A 25,844-nucleotide genomic window follows, 5' to 3' on the forward strand; every position below is an offset into this window, starting at 1 on the left:
GTGTCTGAAGAATTAGAAAACAAAGAAAAAAAAGTTAAAAAAGATCAAACTTCTACTAAAAAATCAACAGCCAAAAAAATGACCAAAAAGTCTGCAAAAAAGGCTGAAAGAGAAAAAAATAAAAAAGAAGAAACTGGTCTTTTACAAGCTATTATTGAAGAAGAAAAACTTCTTGAAGAACAAGTCGCTGAATTAGAAATTGACAAAAATATCAAAATTACTAAAGGCAATGTTTTTGAGCTTTTAGACAGAGATAGTTCTAAAAAGAATATTATTGTTCCTAAAAAAGTTCGAAAATTATTGACTAAGTTAGCTAAGAAAAAAATAAAAAAAGATGGCAATGAAAACCTAAAAAATGAAGAAGGTAATGTTATTGAAGTTAAGAACGTTAGCAAATATTATGTTAATGGTAATATTGTTACAAGAGTTTTAAAAGATGTTTCAATTGAAATTAAAAAAGGTGAGCTAATGCTTATTTATGGTGTTAGTGGTGGTGGTAAAAGTACACTTCTAAACCTTATTTCAGGACTTGATAGACCTTCAAAAGGACAAGTTATTGCTTGCGATAATAATCTTCCTTATATGTCTGATAGTCAATTAACTCTATTTAGAAGAAAACATGTTAGTTTCATTTTCCAAAACTATAACTTGTTAGCAAACTTAAATGCTTTTGACAATGTTCAAACGGGAGCTTACTTACAAAAAAATCCTGCTAAAAAAGTTGATGTTGTTGAGTTATTTAAGAAATTTGAAATGGATGAAGAAATATCAAAATTCCCTGCTCAAATGTCTGGTGGTCAACAACAACGTGTTTCAATTATGAGAGCCTTAGCTAAAAATGCAGATATCATTTTTGCTGATGAACCTACTGGTGCTCTTGATGAAGCAACAACAAAAATAGTTTTAAGATTTCTTTACAATATTAATAAAGAAACAGGCGCTACAGTTGTTATGGTTAGTCATAACCCAGTTATGGCGCAAATGGCTGATAGAATTATTCATGTTGTTAAAGGAAGAATTGCAAAAGTTGAAGTTAATCAAAAACCAATTCACCCTGATGATATTGAACTTTTTAAAGAAAAATAATAATTTAGATATTCTTTGCTTAATGCAAAGGATATTTTTTGACCAAAATGACTATAAAAAAGGAATATTTCATACAAACTTTTAATATTTTTTTATTTTAAAAAAATGTATAATTATTAACATGAAATTTTTTAAATCAAGAATACTACCTGCTTTTATTTTCGTAGTAGTATTGCTAAGTTGAATGGTACCTTTAGCAATTTTTGGAAAAAATCATTATGAAGCTAGAATAGTTTCATATATTTTTACTGCTATTGGGATAGGAATACTATGCTATGAATATTTCAAAGCTAATCATTTAAAATGATATGTTATTGCTATTTTTATTATGCTTATACTACCTACTGTAGTTTTACCGGTTAATAACTTTACTGAGTTTATTTTTGTTTCTCATCCTTTAGAATTTCATCCTAGTTTTATTCAAGAAATAGCAAAAGAATGATTTACACCAGTTGTTTTATTAATGATTTCTGTTGCTTTTATTATTATTGAATATATAACAAGAAATAATATGAGTTTTGAAGATCGTTTGGTTAGAGGAATACTAATGTTTATTTCTCTATACGTAATAGTCAACACTTCAAAATTGATTCAAATAACCATTATACTTGATTGAAGATATACCATCCTATTATTTGTTATTCCTTCTACTTGTGATATCTTTGGTTTTGTTGGAGGAACATTAGCAGGCAAAAAATGAATCAAACAATCATTTGCTCCAAATGTTTCACCTAAAAAAACTTGAGAAGGTTTTATTTTTGCTTTAATTGGTGGAATTGGAATTGGATTAGCATTAATATTAGGGCTTAATTTATTCTATGGAAAATTAGAAGCACAAATATCAATTGCTGTTTTAATGCCTTTCTTTTCGATATTAGGTGATTTATACTTTTCATATGTTAAAAGAATAAATGCGATAAAAGATTATTCAAAAATTTTAATAAGTCATGGTGGTATTTTAGATCGTTTTGATAGTGTTGCTTTAGGAGGATTAACTTTTCTTTTGTTGTTTGTTATATTTATATAAATCAATTTTTATTTTAAATATATAATTTAATAAATGTTTGGAGGTAATTATGGCAAAAGTTAGAAATGCTGTTATTTTTGCAGCAGGTAAGGGGACTAGAATGACCCCATTAACTCATTATGTTCCTAAACCATTAATAACTGTAAATGATGAATCAATGATTGAAAGAAACATAAAGCATTTACAAGAAATAGGCATTAATGACATCACTGTGGTTGTTGGTTATATGAAAGACCAATTTAATTTAATTAAAGAAAAATATAATGTCAAATTAATTGAAAATGATTTATATGATGAAGCAAACAACATTTATTCTTATGTTGTTTCCAAAAATGCATTTGGAGACACTTTATATATTGAAGGTGATTTGTATATTGAAAAAAATATTTTTCCAGAAATAATTAAAATAATTGAAAACTCTGAAGATTCAATTTGTTTTACTGAAAAATGTACAAAACACAAATCGGAATGAGTTTTTGATACAAATAATAAAGGATATGTAGTTAAACATCACAATGAAAAAGATGCATATAATCAAAATATCTGAATTGGTATTTTATATTTAAATAAAAAATTAGCTAATGAAGCAAAAGAAAAAGTTGATGCATGATTTAATCAACAAGGAAATAAGCAACAATATTTTGAAACATTTTTATGAACTTTAGAAAACAAAATGAGATTGGAAGCAATTTCTTCAAATTTGATTAAAGAACTTGACAATTTTCAAGACTTAATTAATATTGATCATCATTATGCAAACCACGCTTCTACTTTATTATTTACACCAGGTCCTATTAATAATTATCCAGAAGTTTCTGAGATTTTATCTGAGTCAGTGTTGCATCATAGAAGTGAGTTGTTCAAACACTACATGGAAGAATCAACTAATTTAATTAAAGAATTCTTTAGAACTAAAGAAGCACTTCCATTATTTATTACATGTTCAGCAACTGGGGCTATGGAAGCAGTTGTTGTTAACCTTATTAGTCCTGAAAACAAAGTTTTATTGGTTGAAGCAGGTGACTTTGGTAAAAGATTCCAAATAATTTTAGAAAGATTAATTGGAGCTAATAATCTTGATGTTATTCATTATGAAGATGGTGAAGCATTCAAAGTAAAAGATATAGAAAATAAACTTAAAGAAAATAAATATGATGCATTCTTCTGTACTCATCATGAAACATCAACAGGTGTTTTAAATGATATTGAAGCTATTTCAAAAGTAGTTAAAAAATATGCTAAAGATACATTATTTATTGTGGATACAGTTAGTTCATTTATTCATGAAAATGTTGAGTTTGATAATTGAGGTTTAGATGTTGCTATAGCAACAAGCGGAAAAGCATTTTGTGTAATGCCTGGTTTAAGTTGTGTTGTTTTATCTAAAAGAGCTCAACAAGTAGTTAAAGCAAATAAAAACTTTAAATTCTATTTTGATTTATCAGCTTATATTAATTTTTATGAAAGAGAAAAATCAACTCCTTATACTCAAGCTTCAGGTATTTTATTAGCTTTGAATGCTGCAATGAAAGTTATCAAAAACCAAACATTTAAGAATATAAGAAATAATAAACTCAAAATATATGACTACATTAAAAAAGAATTAATTGCTATTGGATTTAAGGATGTAGTTCCTAAAAAGAATATAACTATTGGACTTTTAGTTTTAAATGTTCCAGAAGGTGTTGATGCAATTAAGTTAAGAAATAAAATTGAATATAATCACAATATTTATTTTGAATTAGGTCGTGGAAATAGAAGAAGTAAACAAGTCAGAATTGGAATTCCTAATACTATAGACATGGAAAAAGCTAAAAAACTTGTTAAAGTAATTAAGGAAACTTTAAAGATTAAAATTGATTAAAAGCACTATAAAACAATAAAATAAGTCAAAGTTTGGCTTATTTTTTTATACAAAAAACTTCCTAAATAGGAAGTTTAATTGTTTGGATTATTTTTCAATTTTAACTTTAACACCAGGACCCATTGTTGATGTTACAACTAAGTTTTGCATGTAAGCACCTTTAACTGTAGCTGGTTTAAGTTTTTTAATTAAATTAATGATTGTTTGAGCATTTTCTGCTAATTGGTCTGTTGTCATATTTAATTTACCAATGATTGTATGTACAATACCTGCTTTATCTGTACGGTAGTTAGCTTTACCTTTTTTAAGTTCAGCAACTGTTTTATCAGGAGTAGGTGTAACTGTACCTGTTTTAGGGTTTGGCATTAAACCTTTAGGTCCAAGTTTTTTACCATATTTACCTAATAAAGGCATCATTGAAGGGTCAGCAACCATAACATCAAAGTCAAATTCGTCTTCTTTAATTTTTTGTTCAAGTGCTGGACCATCAACAACGATGTCTGCACCAGCAGCTTTTGATGATTTTTGAATTGCTGGATTGTTTGAAACAACTAATACACGAACGCTTTTACCTGTACCGTTAGGCAACAATACTGATCCACGCAATTGTTGGTCAGCTTTTCTAACGTCAAGGTTTAATTTGAATACTAATTCTACTGTAGGAACAAATTTTGTAAATGATGTTCTTTTAACAATTTCTAATGCTTCTTTTAAATCATATGCAACTGTTTTGTCAAATGATTCACGAGCATTTCTTATTTTCTTTCCACCTTTAAGAGACATTATTCTTCTCCTTCTTTAGCAGCAGCTTTTTCGTCTGAAATTGTTTTAACATCAATGGTTTTACCTTTAGATTCTTTTAGTTCGTTTTGAGCTTCATCTAAAGCGGCTTCTTTAGCTGCAGCAGCTGCGTTGTCTTTTGCAGCTTTAGCAGCAGCAGCTTTTTTAGCAGCAACGTTATCAAATCCTTCGATAATAATACCCATTTGTCTTGCTGTTCCAGCAATAGTTCTCATAGCAGCTTCAACATCATTTTTGTTTAAGTCTGGTAATTTGTATTCAGCAATTTCTCTCAATTGTTCTTTTGTAATAGTAGCAGCAATTGTTGTTTTTGAGTTTGAACTACCTTTGTTTAATTTAGCAGCTTGCTTTAATTTGTACGAAGCTGGAGCTGTAAATAACTTGTAGTCAAATGATTTATCTTTGTAAACGGTAATTTCAACAGGAACTGGTTCATTACCTCTATCACGTGTTGCGTCATTAAAAGCACGTGTGAAATCAGGCATATTGATTCCAACACCAGCTAAAGCTGGACCAGGTTTGGCTTGGCCAGCGATGAATTGTAGCTTACGAACACGGACAATATCAGCTTTTGATTTTGCCATTGTAATATCCTTTCGATAAGTGTGGTACTAATGATACTTTTTGTTTTCTCTCCCACTAGTTAGAGGCAATTATTTATAATTGCTTTTTTATTATATACAAAAGTTTAAAAAATGAAAACAATTAATTTTGCATATTTAACCTTTTAGAAATGAAATAATATTTTGTATAATTTTATTGTAAATAATAAGGAGAAACTAAATGAATAAAAAAAGTTTTAAATCAACTTTAACTTCAATTGCTATAGCAGCAATTTTATTATTAACACTAACTATCTCATTTTTTGGATTACAAAAAAATATCCCAGAAGCAGTAATAAAAGCGACAAATAACAATTATGTGGCTGGAATTACTAACATTATTTTATTAGTTATTACTCTTGCTCTATGCATTTCTTTTATTGTTGTTGGTTCAATTCAAGCAGCAAAATTAAGTTTTCTTAAAAAAGATCGTTACATTTATGTTTTAGCAATTTTAGGAATTTTCTTTGTCCCTGTTTTCTATGTAGTAGCAGGAATTATTCTTGCTAAAAGAGATTCTATTGTTAATGAATTAGTTGATGAAGAAAATGAAGCAATTGAAGTTTAAAAAGTGCATTATTGCATTTTTTTATTCAACTTTTTTATAAAAAAGTCACCAAAAGAGTATTTGACAACTGTCATGAAATGAATGCACTGTTCTTGAATACTTACTTTAAGCAACTAATTATATAGTATGACAAAAAATGTTAAGTTATTCAATAGCAACAAATGTTATAAAAGTGAGATCCACCATTCAAAAAATCTTATATTTATTTGTTTTCATTTCTATTGAAATTGCACTTTTTACTCATTGTTTTTGTAAAAATATTTTGAGAAAAAAACAATTGATATATAATAAATGCACTTAAGCACCGTTAGCTCAGTCGGTAGAGCAGCTGGCTCTTAACCAGCGGGTCACAGGTTCGAACCCTGCACGGTGTACCAAATCATTTATTTGACCAAAAGCACTGTTTTATAGTGTTATTAAAAAATTAGCAACAATCAAATTGCTAATTTTTTTATCATTATTCTTCGTCTTCTTCATCATGAATGTCTTCTGACATTTCACTGTTTTCACCAAACATTTCTGATTTTGCTTCTTTAAGAGCAGCAGTAGCTTTTTTGCTTTTCTCATCTTCTTTTGTACCCTTAACATTAAATTTAATTTTAGAAGTTGCAAATGCTGGTTCATTTTCTTCATCTGTAAAAAGAATAGTTGCCACAACAATTGGTCTTCTTCTTTTTTCTTTGTAGAAAAGATTTTCAAGACGATCAATAATCAATTGTTTTAAATCTACAATATTTCAATCAGGTGTATTTTTAATATAGAAAAGAGCAGCACCATGAGCAATTCTTTTAGCTTCTTCAACTAATTCAAGCGAAGTTTTTACATAGAAGCTCCCACGACTAATTAAACTTGGACGGCCAACTATTGAATTAGTTTTTTTGTTAATATTTAGGATCATATTTACAAAACCGCTATCAGCTAATTTAGCTCTTTCCTTAAGTATATTTGCACTTAAATTCAAGGTTGTGTGTCCATCAATATAAATAGGACCACAATCTATTTTTTCATCTGTTTGTGTAATTTCTTCATTAATCATGTTGTAAACACGACCAATTTCAGGAATCATTATATTTTCTGGTTTAACTCCATTTCTAATAGCGCTTTGGCCATGAACTATACTCATTCTGAATTCACCATGGTAAGGTAAAAAGTATTTTGGTTTAGTAAGTTGGAAAATTTTATCATGTTCGTGTTTGTAAGCATGACCTGAGGTATGCAAGTAACCATCAACACCATTTTCTTTAATAATAGCTCCAAGTTTTGAAAGTCTATTAACTAAAAGTTCAATAACCATTCTATTCCCTGGAATTGGACTTGATGAAAAGATAATCATGTCACCTTTTTCAATTTTTACGCTTTGGTGTTTACCATAAGACATTCTTGAAAGAGCAGCCAATTGTTCACCTTGTGAACCTGTTGTAAGAATAACAAGATCTTTGTCAGGAACTTTTGATACATCTTTTTTATCAACAAAAACACTTGCAGGCGCTTTAATGTAACCTAATTTACGTCCAATTTTGATTCCTTGAACCATTGAACGACCAAAAGCTGCAACTTTTTTGCCAAGTTTAACAGCTAACTCAATAATTGCTGTAACTCTAGTTAAGTTTGAAGCAAAAGCTGTAATAATAGTTTTTCTTGTAGCTTGACGCATGTATTTTTCAATATCTGTTAAGATGTCATTTTCACTAGGCGAGTGGAAAGGACGCATAGCATTAGTTGAGTCTGACAAAAGAACAGTTAGGCCTTCTTTTCCAATTTGATCTAAACGAGCAAAATCAGTATAAATTTCACCAATAGGGTTGTAATCAAATCTAAAGTCACCGGTACACATTATTGAACCATTTGGAGTTTTGATTCTAATACCAAAAGCATCTGGGATTGAGTGTTGAGCTGTTCAAAAATCTACTGAACATTCGCCAAAAGTGTGTACAGCACTTTTTTCAATTTCAATAAATTCAACCTTGTTTTTAATTTTATTTTCATCGAATTTTAATTTCAAATATTGAATAGCAATTCTAGGTGCAAAAATCTTTTTAACTGCTACTTGTTTCATTAAATGAATAACACCACCAATGTGGTCTTCGTGACCATGAGTAATAAAAAGACCTTCAATATTTTTATATCTTTCTGCCAAATATGTATAGTCAGGAATAATACCTTTAATACCAGTTAAAGCTGTATCAGCAAATTTGATACCTGCATCAATAATAAATATTTGGTTTTTGTATTCAACTATTAGTGCAGCTTTACCAATTTCTTGAACTCCACCAATAGGTATTAATCTTGTAGGATTCATGTTTTGATCTCCTTTTTTAATGTTTAAAAAAACTGCTAAAAGTACCTTTATGCTTCTATTATGAAGGATTATTATAAAGATGTAGAAATACAATACAGTTTACTATTAATAGTTATGTAAATATAATACCAAAGAATAAGCAAACTATTATTAAAAAGTATAAAAAAATTATTTGAAATTTTACATTCTGCCAATAGTCTTATCAAATAGTATTATTTGTCAAAAATTTATAATTTTTGGACAAACTAGAATAATTTTTGTTTAAAAAAGCATATAAATTATTTTTCAATTTAATTATTAATACAATTAATAAGGTATAATTTTTTTACTTAATATAAGGAGGTGGTGATGTCACAAAATAATAATTCTTCTTCTTTTACAAATCACCAATGTATTAGAAATGGAAACATCCAAAATAAAGTTCAAAATGAAGAACATATTATTGAAACTATAGAGCTTTATTCAACTGAAGACATGAAAAATTCTAATGCTTTCAAGTTATATAAAAAATCACTTGATTTTGCAATGAGTAACAACAATGACAAAGTGAATAATATTGCTATTATAGGTTCTCAAGATGGACAAAATCAAAATGTTATTGAAACATATAAATAAAGTAGAAAAGATTTTAATATAGCTAATGTTTCATTAGCAAACACAAATAATGAATTATTAGAATCAGAAATCATTAATCAAATTTCAGGCCAAGTTACTAAAAAGAATGTTAATCAAGCAAATAATAAAACAAGTGTAAAACATGTTGTATTATGAACAGCTTTAACAAGTATTTTCATTTTATTATCAGTAGTATTTTTTAGCTTTAGTGCAAGAAAAATTATTGCTCATGGTTGAAGCAAATCATTTGATTTAAACCATTTAGGATTCTTCTTACCAGTTGCATTTATTTTATTTGGAATGATAGTTGGATTCTTAGCAATTGCTATTTATTATGGTAGAAACTATTTATTAGACTTAAAAAAATCAAAAAATATAGTAGTTCAAGAAACTAAAGAAATAGTAGTTATTGAAGATAAAGAAAAACTTGTTAACTTAATTGACAAATCTGGCTTAGATGCTTTGATTATAGAAGATTTAGGCGAATCTAAAGATTATCAATTAATCAAAAGAATTAAAGATATTAACACACTTGTAAACAAAAGAAGACAAAAAAGAATTGAAAAAATTTTAGCTAAACTTGAAAATAAAAAAGAACAAATTGCTAAATTTTATGCATCAAAATACTATGTTAAAAAATGTAAAGCAATTAAATTCTTCTATGTAATTGACAACACACTTGCATCACTAGAAGACAAAGGTAATATTTTTGATTTTTCATTAACTGTTTTACCAATTAGCAAAGAATACAAAAAAGAACAAATCAATAAATTGTTATCACAATCAAATTTAAGTGTTAAAGAATTAAGCTGAATAAAACAAATTGAAGACGTTAAATTAAACAAAGTATTAATTAATGATTTTAATATGTACTCAGATATCCATAACTTCAGAAGCACTAACACAATGGGTGATGATATTGCAGAAGAATTCAAAAAAGATTACAACAATAAATTTGAAGAAATTGTTAAATATGTAAACAGTTTATTGCAAAATAATGTATTTAGCAAAATCAAAAATCAAAACAATTTAGCTTTAAATGCATTCAAAGCTTTAAAACAAACATTAGGTGAAAACAACAAGATAGCTCAAGAATTAGCTTATGCAGGTTGTTCAATTCACTATCAAGAAATTGGTTTTGATCCTTACATTGAAAGTCAATTAGATTTATTAAGAAATAATTCAGATCTTGAAATATTCTTTAAAACAAAAAAACCTAATGAAAGTAGATATTTAATTACTTATGTTCGTAAAGCATTGAAAAACAATAGAAGTAAACTATTTGCATTCTTAATTTACAAAAACTTATTCTCACATGAATACAGCAACCTATTAGAAGAAAAAGGTTGATTATACAAACTTAATTCAATTAAAAAACAACAATACAATAGATTATTTAAAATAGTGGAAAATGAAAGCAAAGAAAAAGTATTTGCCAACATTAAATTAGATGGTAAAGCAATTACAGTTAAATCACTTGCATATTTATTAACCTTTAATTTATGTTCACAATTAAACTTAGATATGAATTTAACTGAATCGTTCTACTGATCAAGAGAATTTGTAGCAAATGCTATTGTTGATACATTAACTAATAAAGAAAATTCAGAAGTTGTAATAAATAGAGAAATCTTAATGGACTTCACACAAGATGAATACAACAAAGTTGAATCTAATAAAAATATCATTAATTTTGAAAAAGCAAGAGAAGAAATTACTGAGAAATATCAAATTGAACATCTTGAATTAATTGAGCAATTATTCAAAGAATCATACTTAGGTTTAGACTGTCAATATTACATGAATGATAGTCATCAACTTTCAAGTGAAATCAAATTAGATAATTCAGATGATGATGAAAATGGTGGCGAAAAAGAAGTTGACTTAAATGTCGAAGTTCAAAATGTTGATAATCTTGAACAATTACAAGCAGAAGCTCAAAAAGTTGTTGATTTAGAAAACTTGGCTAACTTTGAAGAAGCTGAAATTGAAGAAAAGAAAAATCAAAAGGTTGAAACTCAAAAGATAGAAGAAGATGCAAAAGAAACAATTACAGAAATTAAGGAAGAAGTTGTTCCTGAAACTAAAGTTGAAGAACAAAATATTAAAGTTGAAGAAGTTAAAAATCCTTCTGCACAACAAGCTCAACCAAATCAACCTAAATTCAATTTAAATAAACCTCAAGATCAATACCAACAAACTTCTAGACTTCGCCAAGTAAATCCAAATATGTATCAAAATGTTCAATATCCAAACCAATATCAAAACTTTCCAAATAAAGGCTATGTTGATCCAAGATTTGCACAATATCCTCCTAGACAAAACCCATATTATCCAAACCAAAATTATACAAACATAAATGTAGCTCAAAGACAACCACAAAATCCTAATAATCCTATAAAACAATAGTTTTCGTAAAAAAATAGAACTGAGTTTTAATCTCTCAGTTCTATTTTTATTCATTATTTATTCAACATTTTCGGCATTAAAATAAAGTTCATTTAGACTTAATTTGTTATCAGCTAAATTATAAATTTGAATATTGTTTTTTAAACAATATTGAAGAAATTTATTAACTTGTTCTTCATCTAATTTTGCATTAATTCAATCATGTTTTTCAATAAAATCAATTCGGTTTTTAATTAAATATTCCACTATTTTATTGTTATCATTTGTATTTATTTTTTTGTTATATTTTGCATTGTGCAATTTTTCTTTTATTGTTCCATTGTCTAGTACTTTGCCCTTAGCAAGCACCGTAAAAGAATCGATATATCTTTCAAGTTCTAGAAGAATATGACTAGAAATAAATATAGTTTTTCCTTGTAAACTTAATTCTTTTATTTGTTCATAAAATATCACTCTAGCACTTGGGTCTAAATTAGCAGCAGGTTCATCCATAATTAAAATTTCAGGATCATTTAATAAAGCTTGCATTAATAAAATTGTTTTCTTTTGGCCTGATGAAAGTTGCTCTGCTGATTTTTCAAATTCAGGTCCATCAAAGTGATATTTTTTTAATAAGAAATTTACTTTTTCTTTTGCTTCTTCAGGTTTTAAATTTGACATTTCAGCAAATGCTAAAAGATATTCTTTTACTTTTACTTTTCTAGGAAAAAGAGAAACTTCAGGAATATAACCAATAAATGATTTTGCTTTCTTGTTTGTTGAATCAATACCATTGATAAATATTTTGCCTATTTTAGAAGGATAGAATCCCAGTATTGATCTTATAGTTGTGGTTTTACCGGCACCATTATCACCAATAAAACCATGAAATGATCCTTTTTTAACATCAAAACAAACATCGTCTAAAGCAGTTTTAAAATCGCCATGTCCAAGTTTAAAAAATTTATGTAAATGTTGAATTGAAATTGCAACATCCTCTTGAGGCTGTTGATATTCATAATTTTTAGCTCTCTTGATTGTAGCTTTATAATTTGCTCTTTTTTCAAGATAAATTCTTCATTTACTTTTTTTAACTAGTGTTTTCATTATTTAAAATTCTTTCTAACAAATATTGCTCAACCACCAGCCATCATAGCAAAAGCAGCTAACATTGATAAAATTATTGATCCGCCAACTGTCATGTGATCTTTTCTTGTAACAACAATTAAATCTCTTTCAAGTGGTGTTAATTTAATTAATTCAATACCACCTGCATTGTCTAATTCATTTAATTCATCCAAATTATTAGGTGAAGCTTGATAACTTAAAACATATTGTTCTTTATTTAAACCATACATAAGAGTCATTAAGTAACCAACTTTTTTAAAAAGTTTTTTGTTTTCTTCTAATTTTTCTTGATATATTTTAAGTTTCTTTTCATATCTAATTCTTTCACCAATTGAATTAGATTTTGGTTTTTTAGGTTGTATTGTGAGTAGCTCTGCAACAGCAACAAAAAATTCATTAAGTTTTGCTACTTTTTCATCATTAAATTGTTCAAAGAAATCGATTCATTGTGGATAATATGTTGCAATATACGTTTTAATTTTTAAGTTTTTGTATTTATCTTTTTGATGTTCTTCAACATAGCTTAATATTTTGTTAAAGTCTTGAAATACTTTTGATAAGACTAATACCTTTTTGCCCTCGTAATCTATAACATAAGGTAATTTGTTAAATTTGATCTCTTGAATATTTTCATATAATTTATCTAAAAATATTGATTCAAAAAGTTTTAACTTATCAATCATTGGTTCAATTGTTTCTTCTTTATAAGTTTTATAAAAACTTTCATATAAATCTTCTTTAGTTAAGTAGCCTTTACTTAATTTATTTTTAATTGAATTTGCATCATAACTAACACCAAAAAGATTTTTTGATTTAACTTCTTTTATAGAATTTTTATTGTTATCTTGATAAACAACATTTCAGATATTTAATTTAATATTGTTGTCTAAATGATAGCCATATTTTTCATACATTCGATAATCTATAGTACCGTCACTTTTAAGTGGATTTATTTTGTAATAACTAATTTTTTTGTTAAATGAATTAATACGATGATCAAAGCAACCGCTTTGTAATGAGAAATAGTTTTCAATGTTTAATCAATATAAATAGTTATAAACTGACTTATGAGTATTGTCAATATATTTTGTGATATCTTCTGAATCTTCTGTAATATTTAATAAAGTATTTTTTAAGTCATCGTTGTATCTACTCATCAAGATAGGTTGATTTTCATTGAATCTGCCTTTTAATTCTTCAAGGAATTTCTTGTTGCCTTTTTCTTTAGAAGGCAAGGTCGCTATAACATTATTTGTTGATTTAGTTAAGCTTTTAATGTTATCTACAGATCAAGCAAACTTAACAACACCGAAAATAATTGTTATAAGAAAAGGTATAGCACCTATTAAAATTTGAAACATCCTTAAACCCACACTTGAGTGTACTAAGCTAGCAATTCCTAGAGCAAAAAGAGCTGTTAGTGTTATTGCTAATAAGTGAGCACCTGAAGCACCTCAGACCTCTTTTCAAATAATTGTTGGATAAACCAATCTGCTTATAAAATAACCTAATTCGATAATTGCTATTGAAAATAATAGACCAATTGCAGATACAAAAATATTAGCAAAATATATTTGAGTTCTACTTAAAGGTTTTGAATATAAAATGTAATCCACACCTTCTCTTTTGTATTTATAAAATACAGTTTGACACACAAAAGTGGCAACAATAAAAATCATAAAAATTGAAAAATGGTTAATATTTGTTAAGAAGTTCACCGAATATAAAAGAGTTTCAAAAACTTTTGGACTTGCAGCACTTCATTTAAGAACAACATTAATAATGATAAAAAAGATACCGAAAATTAAAGGCACGACATAGCTTGATGCGTGTCTAAAATATATTTTTAGTTGTAAATTAAAAAATGCTTTCATAAATTAAATTATAAATTAATATTAAATTTAATTATTCAAACTTTGTAAGTAACATTTCTAAAGTTTTATATAAACCACCTTTTTTATTTGTAAAAGGACTAATAAAATCTGCTTTATCTTTAAATTCAGGAACAGAGTTTTTCATAGCAATTACATAACCCATATGTCCACTAGCTGTTGAATCATTTTGTGAATCACCAACATGTCAGCAATCTTCAGCATCTACTCCAAAACTTTTAGCTAAGTATTTATTTGAACTACCCTTAGAAGCAAAAAATGATGTAACTTCTAAAAATTCATTTTTAAATCCTGATATAGATACATTAAGATCTTTTGGTCATAATTTTTTAAGTTCTTCAGCAAATAAATGAAGTTTTTTCTTTGACAAATTAAGAAAAAGTAACTTAAATACTTCAGTTTCTTTATTAAATTCTTTTAGTTTGTAGCATTTGCCTTTTTTGAAAATTGAAGCAACTTTAAAAAGAAATGAATTCGAGTACAAACCATTTTTAAAGTTTGAGTTAATAATAATTGTCATTTTTCATTTTTCAGCTAATTCAAAAATTTGTTCTACTACTTCTTGATCTATAGCTGCTGAAAAAATTTCTTGACCATCTTTTAAAACTTTAGCCCCATTTCAAGCAACAAAATTATTTTCATTGCCACATTTTCTAGCCAACATTTTTGTTTTTTCAACTACTGCGCGGCCAGTTGAAACAAAAATTTCTAAGCCATATTTTTCTTTAAGTTTAGCTAAACCTTTTTGGTTAATTTCACTGATATCTTTTTTAAATTTGCTACTTTTATCAATTGTTGTACCATCCAAATCGATAAAAATTATTTTAGGTTTTTTTAATTCTTTAGTCATAATGCTTTTATTATATAAAAGATATTAAATTTTGATTATTAAAAACACAAATAAAAGAATGTACAAAATATTTTTATTTTTGTTATACTTTTAACATTAAAAAAGGACTTAAATGATTTTAAACTCAGTATTTTATAAAGCAAATAACCCATTTTACGAACAAGGAACACACAAATTAAATGCTCCTTATTTAGCTTTATTTATTATTGGATTATCACTAATAGTAATTGGAATTACATGCTTTTTCTTTTATCCTAAAGCAAAAGACAAGGTTTATTTGTATAAAGAAAAACAAATGGAAGAATATAAAAAAAATAATCCAAAATCTAAAGTAACGAATTATGAAGCAACAGGAATGTATTTACCAGCTTGAGAAAGAATTAAATTATTTGCACCATTATTTTTCGGGATCTTATTTGTTGTTGTTGGTATAACAATGATTGTTGGCAAAACTATTTCGACATTATAAAGTAGCTTAGGCTGCTTTTTATTATATTTTTTAATTTATTTAACTATAATAATAGCATGAGTAATATTATTGAAATGAAAGTTGAAATTCAAAAGAATTCAAACATAAAATACGAATATGATCGTGCTGACGGAAATATTCATGTAGACCGTATTTTGAGAGGAGATTTTGTCTACCCATGTAATTATGGCTTTATTCCTACAGCTTTAGATTGAGATGGCGATGAGTTAGATGTTTTACTTTACTCTCCAGAAACATTTACACCAGGTGTTGTTCTTAATGCAAGAATTATTGGTGCTATGAAAATGATTGACTCAGGAGAAACAGATACAAAATTAATTGCTGTTCATGCTGATGATTATCGTTTAGATGGTATTAAAAAATTAGAAGACTTACCTGAACCATTTTTAATGCACATTGAAACATTCTTTAGCAACTATAAAAATTGAAAGAAAAAAGGAGCTACAAAAGTTCAAGGATTTGAAGGCGAAAAATGAGCCTTAGCAGAATTAAAAGAATGTGAAGAATTAATGGTTAAATATGGCAAGATGCCTAAAAAAGAATTCATCAAGAAAATGATGAAAGAACACCCAGAAAAATATGAAGCTTAATTTTCCAAAACGCCTTTAAAACAGGCGTTTTAGTTTATTTTTGTTGATTTCAAAGTCTTGAATTTTAAATATTATTTATAAATTTTAATATAATTAAAATAGGAGGATTGATGAAGAAAAAAATATTAATGTCATTTGGTCCAATTATATGTTTATTACTTATGTCATCATTTTCTTCTTGAAGCTGCAATAATTCAGCTGAACCACAAAAACCTTCAAACGATGATGACAACTGAGAAGATTATAAACAGCCAAGTTTAAGTGTTCCTAATTTTGTGCCTGAAGGTGAATGAGAAGATGATGGCAGTATTTACAAATATTATTTAAAACCAAATACTGCTCAAGAAATTGAAATCAATTCTAAAGAAAAAGAATTATCTTTATTAAAAATAAAGAAATTTGTTTCAGATATTGAGATAACTAATTTTGAAGCTAGCTCAGATCCTGAAGTTAATAAAATTATTAAAGATGCTTGAGCAATTAAACAAGAATTATTGCAATTAAACAATGATGTTTATGATAAATTTGGTTTGCATGAAAACCGTTATAAAAAATATTTAGTTGCTTACAAAAATTTTATAAATTTATATATTGATAATGAAAATAGCAGAGCTTATATTTTTGATCTTTTAGCTCCAAAACATAATAATTTTTGTTCCTGAATTTCATTTTATTTAGACAAATACAAAAGAGGTGCTTTTGATCGAATAGTCAATAATAAAGATTTATTCTACAAAAATTATGACTTGTTTAGAAACTTTATTGATAGAAACAAAAAGGATCTTGAATTAGTTTTTGATTTAAAAGATGCTAAACAAATTAATATTAATAATTTAAAAATGTATACAGAAAATATTAACTCAGTTTTAAACAAACAATTGAATGTTGAACATTTTAGAAAATCATTAGTTAAAAATGGTGTTAATGTTGCTCCTCTTATCAAATATTATTATGGCACGGATAAATATAACAGCTTAAGAAATTTAGTTTATGATCTAACGGGCGGTTCAAACTATTTTAATGATTTTTGTTTTAAAGGAAACCACTATAAAAATTCAACATCTGTTACATTTTATCAACCAGAAAATAATGTAATAAACATTAAAATAAATCGTTTAGCTTATAGAACTGAAAATGCACAAGAAGAAATTGATATCAATAAATATTTTGAAAAAATTATTTATTCTATTATTTCAAAACAAATGAATGATGAACAAAAAATTAGAGCTATTCACAATTGAATCATTTTAAATAATGACTACTTAAGAGATGATGAGATGGTATATTGTGACAAACAATGAGCTCAAACTTGTCGTAGTCCATATGCTTATATTGGAAATTGAAGAATAGTTTGTGACGCTTATGCTAGAACATTTCAAAGATTTATGACTCTTTTAGATATTCCATCTTGATATATAACTGGACCAGTTAAAACTTATGTTGATGGCAAACTAAAAGATGATGAGGGCCATGCTTGAAACCTAGTTTTATTAAATGGTAAAGAATATTTTGTAGATTGTACTTGAGATGATCCTTCTTATAATGAATATAAAGAAAAATACAATGTAAATTCAAAAGAAATTAGTCCAATTAATAATAACTATTTATTAAAAGAATGAAAAGATATTAAATATGAAACATATATTAATAAAAATAATAAAAAGATAGAAATAACCAGAGAACTATATGATAGTTATCATGATTTATATGAATTAAGAACTAACTTAGGTCTTCCTTATTTTAAAGCTAATGAATATGTTTAATAAAATTTGTAGCCTTATGGTTGCATTTTTATTGTTCACTTTTAAGATATTTAATTAAAATTTTGTTATTATTTAATTGTAGAAAGAGATAAATATGAAAAAAAATAAAATATTTAATTGACTAGGTACTCTAACTGCTATTGTTAGTCTACCAACTATAACAACATCATGTTTTTGAGATGATGTTACTGGCAATATACCTTCAACACCAAGTACGACAGTTACACCTGTAACACCAGAACCAGGTCCAGGCCCAGCCCCAAAACCTGGAGATAATAAACCATCTAGCATCTATAAATATGGATTAAAAGAAAATACAAAAGAAGAAAAAGAAGCAAATGAAGTTGAAAAAGCTTTATATTTATCAAAGGTAAAATATTTTGTTAGTGATGTAGAAACTGTAAAAGATACAATAAGTTCCAAAGTTGACTTGTTAGTAAAGAAAGCTTTAAAACTTAAAAAAGAATTATTAGAATTAAATGAAAAAATTTTTAATGCTTTTGGATTACATGAGGGAAGATTTGAAAGTTATTTAAATGCTTACAAAAATTTCGTTAATATAGGTTTTGTACAATCAAATACAGGATTAACTGCTACAATAAATGGGAATCCTGAACCTACAATAAAATATATTTTAGAGAATTATATATCTCAAGGAAGTCTTCTTAATCTTAATTATAAATTTTTTAACGACATTTTAAGCAATATAGAAAAATCTGTAAAGTACTATAAAAAAGACTTAGACTTATCATTTGACATTAAAGATGCATATGAAGTTGATTTAAACAATTTGGACTTTCTAAAAAGTGCTAAAGCTGTTGATACTCTCACAAAAGAACAAGTTTTAAAAATTAGAAAAGACTTGCTATTTAAAGGAAAAATAACTTCTGATATTGCCGTAACTAATCATAATTTAGGAGATTATTTCTGAGATTTAAATTCAACTTGATATGACATAACTGGTGGTAGCAATTATTTTAATGACAAAATCCTTGAACGTATTACTTACACGCGTCAAAAAATAAATATAAAAGAATCAGAATTTAGATATAGAACAGATAGTGCTTCTGAAGAAGTTAAACTAAATTCATTGATGACAGAAGTAATTTATAAAATAATTTCTAAAAAAATGACTGATGAACAAAAAATAAGAGCAATACATAATTGAGTGATTGACAATAATGAATATTTGACTGATGGAGAGTTAGCTTTATCAAATAATGAACCAATACGAAGTCAATGTCGTAGTCCATATTCATATTTTACTAAACCAAAAAGAAGAATAGTTTGCGAAGGATATGCAAGAACATTTTCAAGATTTCTAACATTAATAAATATTCCTGTGTGATATGTAACCGGTCAAGCTGCTAATTAAAGTGGGCAAGAAGGTCATGCTTGAAATATGGTAAGACTTGGAGGGCGAGAATTATATTTAGATCCAACTTGAAATGATCCAACAATGGGCCCTTCAATGAAAAATTATTTTGAAGGTAAAAAAATGATGCCACATAGATTTACTTATTATTTATTAACTTGAGATCAAATAAAAAATACTGGAAATACTGCAAGAGATTTTGATCAAAGTATTAAAAAAATTGCTGCATATCGTCAAAGTTTAGGTTTAGATTACATACATGTAAATTAATTTATGAAATAAAATATTTTCAAAAAACTAATTTCTTTATATAATATAAAAAGAATTTTGAACTTTTAGGAGGATTAATATGCCAAGAGACGGTTTTACATTAGTTTGCGAATCATGTAAAATGGAAAACTACATTAGTAAAAAGAACAAGAAAAATACACCAGAAAAAGTTGAATTAAGCAAATATTGTTCAAAATGTAGAAAACACCAAAATCACAAAGAAAAGAAATAAAAAATAATATATAAGAAGCTTGCTAAATTAATAAGCAAGTTTTTTAATTTAAAAAACACCAAAAATTTAAAAAAGTTAGTTTTTCAACCTTTTTACTTGCCAAAAATTAACTTTTTAATATAATTAAAATTATGAAAGAACTAGAAAAAATTACTCCATTAGAACAAGATTTTGCTAAGTGATATACAGATGTTGTTAAACAAGGGAATTTAATTGCTTATGGGCCTGTAAAAGGAACAATTGTATTTAAACCCAATTCATATGGAATTTGAGAACAAATTCAAAAAAATTTAAATGAATGTTTTAGAGAAAAAGGTGTGCAAAATGTATATTTGCCACTTTTAATACCTGAAAAATTGTTTAACAAAGAAAAAGATCACATAGCAGGATTTAATCCAGAATTAGCAACAATTACTAAAGTTGGCGACAAGGATTTAGATGAAAAAGTATTTATTAGACCAACATCAGAAGTTTTATTTGCTGATTTATTTAAAAACTCAATTGAGTCTTACAAAGACTTACCTATGATTTATAACCAATGAGCTAATGTTGTTAGATGAGAAAAAACAACCAACCCATTTTTAAGAAGTAGAGAATTCTTATGACAAGAAGGACATACATGTCATAGTAATCCGCTTGAAGCTAGAAAATTTACAAAAGGAATGATTTCAACTTATTCAAAATTTTTAAAAAACTTTTTAGCAATACCAACAATTATTGGTAAGAAAACGCCAAAAGAAAAATTTGCTGGCGCATGTTCAACTTATACAGTTGAAGCAATGATGAAGGATGGTCGTGCTTTACAAGCAGGAACAAGCCATTATTTAGCTCAAAACTTTTCAAAACAATTTGAAATTCAATTCAAAACTGAAAACAATGAATTAGATTATGCTTACCAAACTTCATGGGGTGTTTCAACCCGTCTGCTTGGAGCTATTATAATGACTCATGGAGACAATAGAGGAATTATTATTCCACCTCGAGTAGCTCCAATTCAAATAGATGTTTTAGAGCTTTTTGCAAATAAAAATAAAGAAGTTCATACATACTGTGATAATCTTTACAAAGACCTAAGTAGAAAATTTAGAGTAAGACTTGATTCAAGTGACAAAGGTCCAGGATTTAAAGCCTCAAATTCTGAAATTCAAGGTGTTCCTCTTAGAATTGAAGTTGGACCTAAAGACATTGAAAATAAAAGTGTGACAATTGTTAGAAGAGACACCCTTGAAAAGATTAATATAAAACAATCAGAAGTTAAGGATCAAGTTGAAACTCTTTTAAATCAAATCCACGATAACTTGTACTTACAAGCTGAAAAAAGACTAAATGAAAATACAGTCTTTGTAGATAACTACGAAGATTTCAAAAAACAAATTAAAAATCATAAATTTGTTATAGCCCCATTTTGTTGTTTAGATGTGGCTGAAGAAATAATCAAAAATGAAACTGGCGCTTCAACTCGTTGCTTACCTAAAAAGTTTGATAAACCAAATCAAAAACACAAATGTATTTTTGAAAAATGTTGTAAAGAAACCAATAGATATGTAATCTTTGCAAGAGCTTACTAGCAATATACTTTTATTTACCTGATTTAAAAAAGAAAGGTAATATGACAAGTACTATTTCGCAATTTGCTTCACAATACCAAATGAGTAATTTACAAAAGTATCGTAGTGTAGAAACAATAATTAATATGGAAAAAGCCATATTCTTGAAAAATCGTCAAGAAGATTTTATAGAAAAATATTACAAGAAGAATGAAAATTCAAGATCTAATAATTACTTTTCAGACAAATTCAAAAGAGTATACAATTGCTTAAGCGGTGTAAGTCAACTGATCATTAAAAATGAGTTTATGAAACAATCTGAAAACAAGTTATGATACCAGGATTATTTTTCAAAATCGACATATTATAAAAATAGAAAAAATGCTATTGACGAATTTTTAATTTATTATTTGGACTATACTCCCCGTGCAGTTATAAAACCTTAATATAATTTTAAAATACCACAAAATTAGTGGTATCCTAGATTGTAATCTGTAAGTTTACACCTAGAAATTTGGAATATCGCATGTCGATATTCCTTTTTAATTATTAATATTGTTATTATTTTTTGTCCAATTGGACAAATAAAAGTGAGGGCATTAGCCCTCCCTAAAATATTTGGCGACTTGTCGCCCTTTCTAAAATATTATTTTAATTTTCCTATTTTTTTGAAAAACAAATTTCTATTCTTGTTACTTTCTCAGTTTCTCTTTTGTTTTCCATATAATACTTTGTCAATACCTGTTGAATTTCAAGGATTTTCTGCATTCAATTTTTCGTACATTTCCAAAGCAGATAAATATCCAAAAATTTCTCTTGGACGATTGTTTATTTCATTTTGTACTTTTAGAATTTCTTCTTCAATAATATCATCAAAATTAGTTTTTTTTCTTAAAAAATCTTCTAACTAAACCATTGAAATTTTCATTTGAACCCCTTTGAAAAGAAGCGTATGGATCAGCTTTATATATAAAAATTTTTAGTTTATATCCAATGAAAAATAATGTTGAAAATTCTAATCCATTATCCTGAGTTATAGATTTAACATTTAATTTATGTTTTCAAATAAGATTCCATAAACACAAATTTAAATTTGATGGATTTTTACCAAAAATCCATATCTAGAGACTCTTTCGGTAAAACTAAGGAAATGACAATGTGTGCCTTTACTCTTGCCTACAATAAGGTCTATTTCCCAATGGCCGAATTCTTTTCTTTCGTTTATGTTTGCTGGTCTAGATCAAAAAGGTCTTACATAACGTGCGCCAACCAATCTTCTAGCAGCGCTTTGTTTCTCTCTTTTTCCACCTTTTTTGTAGAATTTTCTTAATAAATCTTTTCAGTTCAAAATTCAATGACCACTTTTTATTCAATTGTAGACTGTTTTAAAAGAAGGAACATCAATATTAGGATAAAGATTTTTTATTTCATTATTAATAGTTGTTCTTGAATAACCTAATATTTTTGCTATTTTTGTTATACTATAATTAGTTGTTCAAAGTAAGTATTCAAGAACATTGCGTTCATTTCATGATAATTTTTTTTGCATTTCTTCATGACAGTCGCCAAATACTCTTTGAGTGACTTTTTTATAAAAAAAATTTCACCCATTATAGATTTTATCTAAAATGTGTAAAGTTTCAGATTACAATGTAGCAAAACAGTTAATATTGTTTTTTATTTTACAATTATTTTCAATGTTAAAAGTTCCTACCTATAAAGATTTAAATATAAATATTAAAAAGATTTTGTGGACTAAAAATTATAAAAGCTTTACAGAGTTCCAAAAGGCATATAGTGGCGTTTTTTGTGCTAAATTAGGTCATTATCTAAGTAAGCATAAAGCCAACACCAAAACAAATTTTTTAAATATGTATCAAATTATTTTTTATCAAGGTTTTATTAATTACAACAGAGAAAAGGAATTATTAGATTTATTGACTTATAAAGAAAAGTCTCAGACATATTAATAGACGCGATTATAGGCATTGATTTAATTGCTACGATAATATTACTTATTTAATACAAGTTAAACCCAGCAATCATTTTATTAATTTAAAGCATATGGGAATAATCACAATTATAAAATTGTATTAGCATTTAAACAATCTAATAAATGAGTATTTAAAACAGAAACTAATCAATTATTACACCTAGTTTAATTTTTCATGTTATAATCTAATTAAGAATATATACAGTTATTAATTTAGGAAGTTAAAGTTAAGGACTATATATATTCTATAATACTTTTAGTGCTGTTTTATAGTAATATTTATTAAAAATATTAATAACAATTTCCCAATGCAGTTATATAAATATCTAATGTTTGTTTTGGATCGTTGTCTTATTATTTATAAATATGAAATGTCGTAGCATCTAAAAACCTTATAATAAAATGGAGAGTGGCATTTTGCTAATATAATTTATGAAATTATCTACTTTACTAAATACAATTAATGTAACTAACATAACACCATCAGTCATTGTTGCATCAAATGAAAATTTAAATTCAGAGCAACAAAAAATTTTGGAATTATTTTCTCGATTTACAAACGATGAAATTGAAATTTTTAACTATATCTCAAATGATATTATCAATAACAAAAATTCAACTAAAAAAGTTATAAATTCCATTGATGAAATAAAATTAGATAAAATTTATGATTTGTTTATATCTAAAATTAGCCAATCTAGTATAAAAAATAAAGATGAATTATTAAATAAACTAAGAGACAAAAGAGAAATTTTTAAAACTGAATTAATTAAAAAAATAAAAGAACAATCTTTAACTTTTAAAAAAAGCGAAAAAAAATCAAAAATAGAAATCAATTCAATGATAAAAAGAGTCAATTCGTCTTTTGAAAATAAAGATTGAAAAATAAATGATGACGGTACAATTTCATCTAAATTTATTTTAAAAGATTATGAGTTATTGAATAATCATTTAATTAACCTTAATGATTCAATTAAAAAAACAATAGATCATATTGCGTTCTTGCAAAAATGAAAAATCGCTTGTGTTTCATTATCTGCCATATCAGCAGCATCAGCAACTGGATTATGAATAGCTAGCTTTTTCTGTCCACCATGTGCAATTGCTGCATCAGTAGCATCAGCGTCAGCATCTTTGCTATCAATTGCCGCAATTACATTATCTGATAGAATATATTATTTAAACGAGACTCTAAAAAATTCTCAAAAATTTATTGAGCTATTTCAATCGTCAAATTATAGCATACCAATATGAGGTATGGTTTCAAGTATTCCTATGGCATTAAATCGTGTTGCTAGAGTATATGAAATGCTTAAATTATCACAAGCTGCGCCATCAATAGCAACTATGGCTACTGGTGTTGTTGGTTCAGCATTACAAACTCTTGGATCATTTTATGATGTTTACACCGCTTCAAAAGAATTAGATTATTTTAATGAATGTGCTAAAAAGGCATCAGATTTAATTAGTGATTTTTCAAAGAAAATAAAAGATATTAAAAAAATAGGATGAGTTGTTATACATGAAAGCGAACAAACTGGTCCTTATTATATGGGAGGTACTGGTGGAAAAAACCTTATTTTTAAAAATTTAGAAACCAACGAAATAAAAACTATTAATGAAATGCTAGAGCTTTCTGATTTTGAATTAAGTTTGTGAAGTTTACAAAGAGTTAATGACCCTAAAAAAGGAACATATTTGCGTAAAAAAGCTAATAATTCTTTATATGATAATTTAGGATAATCACATATGAGTAATTTTTTAATTTTTTCAATTATCTTTTTTAGTTTTTGAATTGCTTTTATTAATCTTACGCCATTCATTATTTTGTTTCCTAAAATTAGATGATATATATATGCTTTTGGTAGTGTAAATAAATATTGCATGAAAAGAAAATTAAGAGTTCAAAATTCATTAGTAAATCATTATTGTCTGATGTCTAAAATTCCATTAATTTATGCTTTACTTGCAATCGCATTAATGCTAGAAAGCTTAGTTTTAATGGTTTTTCTACAAGTATATGAAAAGGAATCATTTTTTACAATGTTTGTAACACTTGGCATAATATTTTATGTACCATTGCCCTTGTGATATATTGTTGTATGCTTACTATGATATATAAAACAAAAAAAGTGAAGAAAGTTTAATAATATGCTTCCAGATAGTTCTTTAATCGAAAAATCAATTGACATAAACACAGATGTTGAACAATTGTATCCATCTAAAAATAAATGTTATTTTAAAAGACAAGGTTTTAATGCACTTTATTTTTCAACTTTTAATACTCAAAAATTCAAGTCATACTCATTCGAAAAGCAAAAACTTTTTATTTATATGACTATGGTTCTCAATTACGATGATACAGCATTTGATAATAAATTTGAGCCGCTAAATATTAATATGTTCAAAAATGAAGCAAAAGCTTATAAAATTATTGAATAATATATTATTCATTGTTTAGAAA

Annotated in this window: 23 protein-coding genes, 1 tRNA gene and 1 pseudogene; 18 read left to right on the top strand and 7 right to left on the bottom strand. The window is 26.6% G+C overall.

Annotation, left to right across the window (positions count from 1 at the left end):
* The 3 genes from MBIO_RS03485 (at window position 1) to MBIO_RS03495 (ending at window position 3,977) form a co-directional block, all read left to right on the top strand.
* Window positions 1-1,086 carry an ABC transporter ATP-binding protein gene (locus tag MBIO_RS03485; protein ID WP_041594241.1) on the top strand — a complete coding sequence of 362 codons (1,086 nt, stop codon included), beginning with the start codon at window positions 1-3 and terminating at the stop codon, window positions 1,084-1,086.
* Window positions 1,087-1,207: 121 nt separating this feature from the next.
* A complete protein-coding gene (locus MBIO_RS03490) occupies window positions 1,208-2,113 on the top strand; it encodes a phosphatidate cytidylyltransferase (protein ID WP_013355060.1) in 906 nt (301 codons plus the stop codon).
* 49 nt (window positions 2,114-2,162) lie between these two features.
* Window positions 2,163-3,977: an aminotransferase class V-fold PLP-dependent enzyme gene (locus MBIO_RS03495; RefSeq protein ID WP_041594242.1), complete on the top strand. Its 1,815-nt coding sequence runs from the start codon at window positions 2,163-2,165 to the stop codon at window positions 3,975-3,977.
* 87 nt (window positions 3,978-4,064) lie between these two features.
* Here the strand turns inward: MBIO_RS03495 and rplA are convergent, their stop codons facing one another.
* Together rplA and rplK are read right to left on the bottom strand one after the other, a co-directional pair.
* The gene (gene rplA / locus MBIO_RS03500; RefSeq protein ID WP_013355058.1) at window positions 4,065-4,760 is read right to left on the bottom strand and encodes a 50S ribosomal protein L1; all 696 of its coding nucleotides are present in this window, start codon (window positions 4,758-4,760) and stop codon (window positions 4,065-4,067) included.
* Window positions 4,760-5,362, bottom strand: coding sequence for a 50S ribosomal protein L11 (rplK, locus tag MBIO_RS03505; protein WP_013527199.1), 603 nt, complete (start codon window positions 5,360-5,362; stop codon window positions 4,760-4,762). Before rplK ends, rplA begins: the two co-directional genes overlap by 1 nt.
* A 199-nt stretch (window positions 5,363-5,561) precedes the next feature.
* Between rplK and MBIO_RS03510 the strand changes: the two genes are divergently transcribed.
* Window positions 5,562-5,948 carry a hypothetical protein gene (locus MBIO_RS03510; protein WP_013355056.1) on the top strand — a complete coding sequence of 129 codons (387 nt, stop codon included), beginning with the start codon at window positions 5,562-5,564 and terminating at the stop codon, window positions 5,946-5,948.
* 301 nt (window positions 5,949-6,249) lie between these two features.
* Window positions 6,250-6,325 (top strand) — tRNA-Lys (locus MBIO_RS03515).
* Window positions 6,326-6,405: 80 nt separating this feature from the next.
* Here the strand turns inward: MBIO_RS03515 and MBIO_RS03520 are convergent.
* A complete protein-coding gene (locus MBIO_RS03520; protein WP_013355055.1) occupies window positions 6,406-8,247 on the bottom strand; it encodes a ribonuclease J in 1,842 nt (613 codons plus the stop codon).
* A gap of 348 nt (window positions 8,248-8,595) precedes the next feature.
* Between MBIO_RS03520 and MBIO_RS03525 the strand changes: the two genes are divergently transcribed.
* Window positions 8,596-8,862 (top strand): hypothetical protein, encoded by a 267-nt coding sequence (locus tag MBIO_RS03525; RefSeq protein WP_013527198.1) that lies wholly within the window; start codon window positions 8,596-8,598, stop codon window positions 8,860-8,862.
* A gap of 33 nt (window positions 8,863-8,895) precedes the next feature.
* Entirely contained in the window at window positions 8,896-11,271 is a 2,376-nt protein-coding gene (locus tag MBIO_RS04895; protein ID WP_334198840.1) for a YobI family P-loop NTPase, read from the top strand.
* A 57-nt stretch (window positions 11,272-11,328) separates the two neighbouring features.
* On the opposite strand, the gene MBIO_RS03535 is transcribed toward MBIO_RS04895, so the two are convergent.
* The 3 genes from MBIO_RS03535 to MBIO_RS03545 are packed head-to-tail and all read right to left on the bottom strand — an operon-like array spanning window position 11,329 to window position 15,120.
* Complete coding sequence (locus MBIO_RS03535) at window positions 11,329-12,357, bottom strand: ABC transporter ATP-binding protein (protein ID WP_013355053.1); 1,029 nt, start codon at window positions 12,355-12,357, stop codon at window positions 11,329-11,331.
* Window positions 12,357-14,252, bottom strand: a complete 1,896-nt coding sequence (locus tag MBIO_RS03540; RefSeq protein ID WP_013355052.1) for an ABC transporter permease — start codon at window positions 14,250-14,252, stop codon at window positions 12,357-12,359. Before MBIO_RS03540 ends, MBIO_RS03535 begins: the two co-directional genes overlap by 1 nt.
* Before the next feature lie 31 nt (window positions 14,253-14,283).
* Entirely contained in the window at window positions 14,284-15,120 is an 837-nt protein-coding gene (locus MBIO_RS03545) for an HAD-IIB family hydrolase (protein ID WP_013355051.1), read from the bottom strand.
* Window positions 15,121-15,232: 112 nt separating this feature from the next.
* Between MBIO_RS03545 and MBIO_RS03550 the strand changes: the two genes are divergently transcribed.
* The 8 genes from MBIO_RS03550 to MBIO_RS03585 all read left to right on the top strand — a co-directional run bounded on the left by MBIO_RS03550 (window position 15,233) and on the right by MBIO_RS03585 (window position 21,833).
* Window positions 15,233-15,589: a hypothetical protein gene (locus MBIO_RS03550; protein WP_013355050.1), complete on the top strand. Its 357-nt coding sequence runs from the start codon at window positions 15,233-15,235 to the stop codon at window positions 15,587-15,589.
* A gap of 56 nt (window positions 15,590-15,645) precedes the next feature.
* Complete coding sequence (locus MBIO_RS03555) at window positions 15,646-16,200, top strand: inorganic diphosphatase (RefSeq protein ID WP_013355049.1); 555 nt, start codon at window positions 15,646-15,648, stop codon at window positions 16,198-16,200.
* Between the two features lie 110 nt (window positions 16,201-16,310).
* Window positions 16,311-17,963: a transglutaminase domain-containing protein gene (locus MBIO_RS03560; RefSeq protein ID WP_013355048.1), complete on the top strand. Its 1,653-nt coding sequence runs from the start codon at window positions 16,311-16,313 to the stop codon at window positions 17,961-17,963.
* Window positions 17,964-18,057: 94 nt separating this feature from the next.
* Window positions 18,058-19,338 carry a transglutaminase-like domain-containing protein gene (locus tag MBIO_RS03565; protein WP_041594243.1) on the top strand — a complete coding sequence of 427 codons (1,281 nt, stop codon included), beginning with the start codon at window positions 18,058-18,060 and terminating at the stop codon, window positions 19,336-19,338.
* 27 nt (window positions 19,339-19,365) lie between these two features.
* On the top strand, window positions 19,366-19,608 hold the full coding sequence (locus MBIO_RS03570; RefSeq protein ID WP_013527195.1) for a hypothetical protein: 243 nt from the start codon (window positions 19,366-19,368) through the stop codon (window positions 19,606-19,608).
* Between the two features lie 79 nt (window positions 19,609-19,687).
* On the top strand, window positions 19,688-19,840 hold the full coding sequence (gene rpmG / locus MBIO_RS03575; RefSeq protein ID WP_013355046.1) for a 50S ribosomal protein L33: 153 nt from the start codon (window positions 19,688-19,690) through the stop codon (window positions 19,838-19,840).
* Window positions 19,841-19,971: 131 nt separating this feature from the next.
* Window positions 19,972-21,408: a proline--tRNA ligase gene (gene proS, locus MBIO_RS03580; protein ID WP_013355045.1), complete on the top strand. Its 1,437-nt coding sequence runs from the start codon at window positions 19,972-19,974 to the stop codon at window positions 21,406-21,408.
* Between the two features lie 41 nt (window positions 21,409-21,449).
* On the top strand, window positions 21,450-21,833 hold the full coding sequence (locus MBIO_RS03585; protein WP_013355044.1) for an MG284/MPN403 family protein: 384 nt from the start codon (window positions 21,450-21,452) through the stop codon (window positions 21,831-21,833).
* A gap of 200 nt (window positions 21,834-22,033) precedes the next feature.
* Here the strand turns inward: MBIO_RS03585 and MBIO_RS04740 are convergent.
* Window positions 22,034-22,936 (bottom strand): annotated as a pseudogene (locus tag MBIO_RS04740) (IS30 family transposase).
* A gap of 79 nt (window positions 22,937-23,015) precedes the next feature.
* Here MBIO_RS04740 and MBIO_RS03600 point away from each other — a divergent pair.
* From MBIO_RS03600 to MBIO_RS03610, 3 genes are all read left to right on the top strand, one after another.
* The gene (locus tag MBIO_RS03600) at window positions 23,016-23,357 is read left to right on the top strand and encodes a hypothetical protein (RefSeq protein WP_013355043.1); all 342 of its coding nucleotides are present in this window, start codon (window positions 23,016-23,018) and stop codon (window positions 23,355-23,357) included.
* Between the two features lie 455 nt (window positions 23,358-23,812).
* Window positions 23,813-25,123, top strand: coding sequence for a hypothetical protein (locus MBIO_RS03605; protein ID WP_013355042.1), 1,311 nt, complete (start codon window positions 23,813-23,815; stop codon window positions 25,121-25,123).
* 141 nt (window positions 25,124-25,264) lie between these two features.
* The gene (locus MBIO_RS03610; protein ID WP_232048373.1) at window positions 25,265-25,822 is read left to right on the top strand and encodes an MAG0920 family protein; all 558 of its coding nucleotides are present in this window, start codon (window positions 25,265-25,267) and stop codon (window positions 25,820-25,822) included.
* Window positions 25,823-25,844: the final 22 nt, after the last annotated feature.

Origin of the sequence: Mycoplasmopsis fermentans PG18 (assembly GCF_000209735.1) — a bacterium.
Classification (GTDB): Bacteria; Bacillota_I; Bacilli_A; order Mycoplasmatales; family Metamycoplasmataceae; genus Mycoplasmopsis; species Mycoplasmopsis fermentans.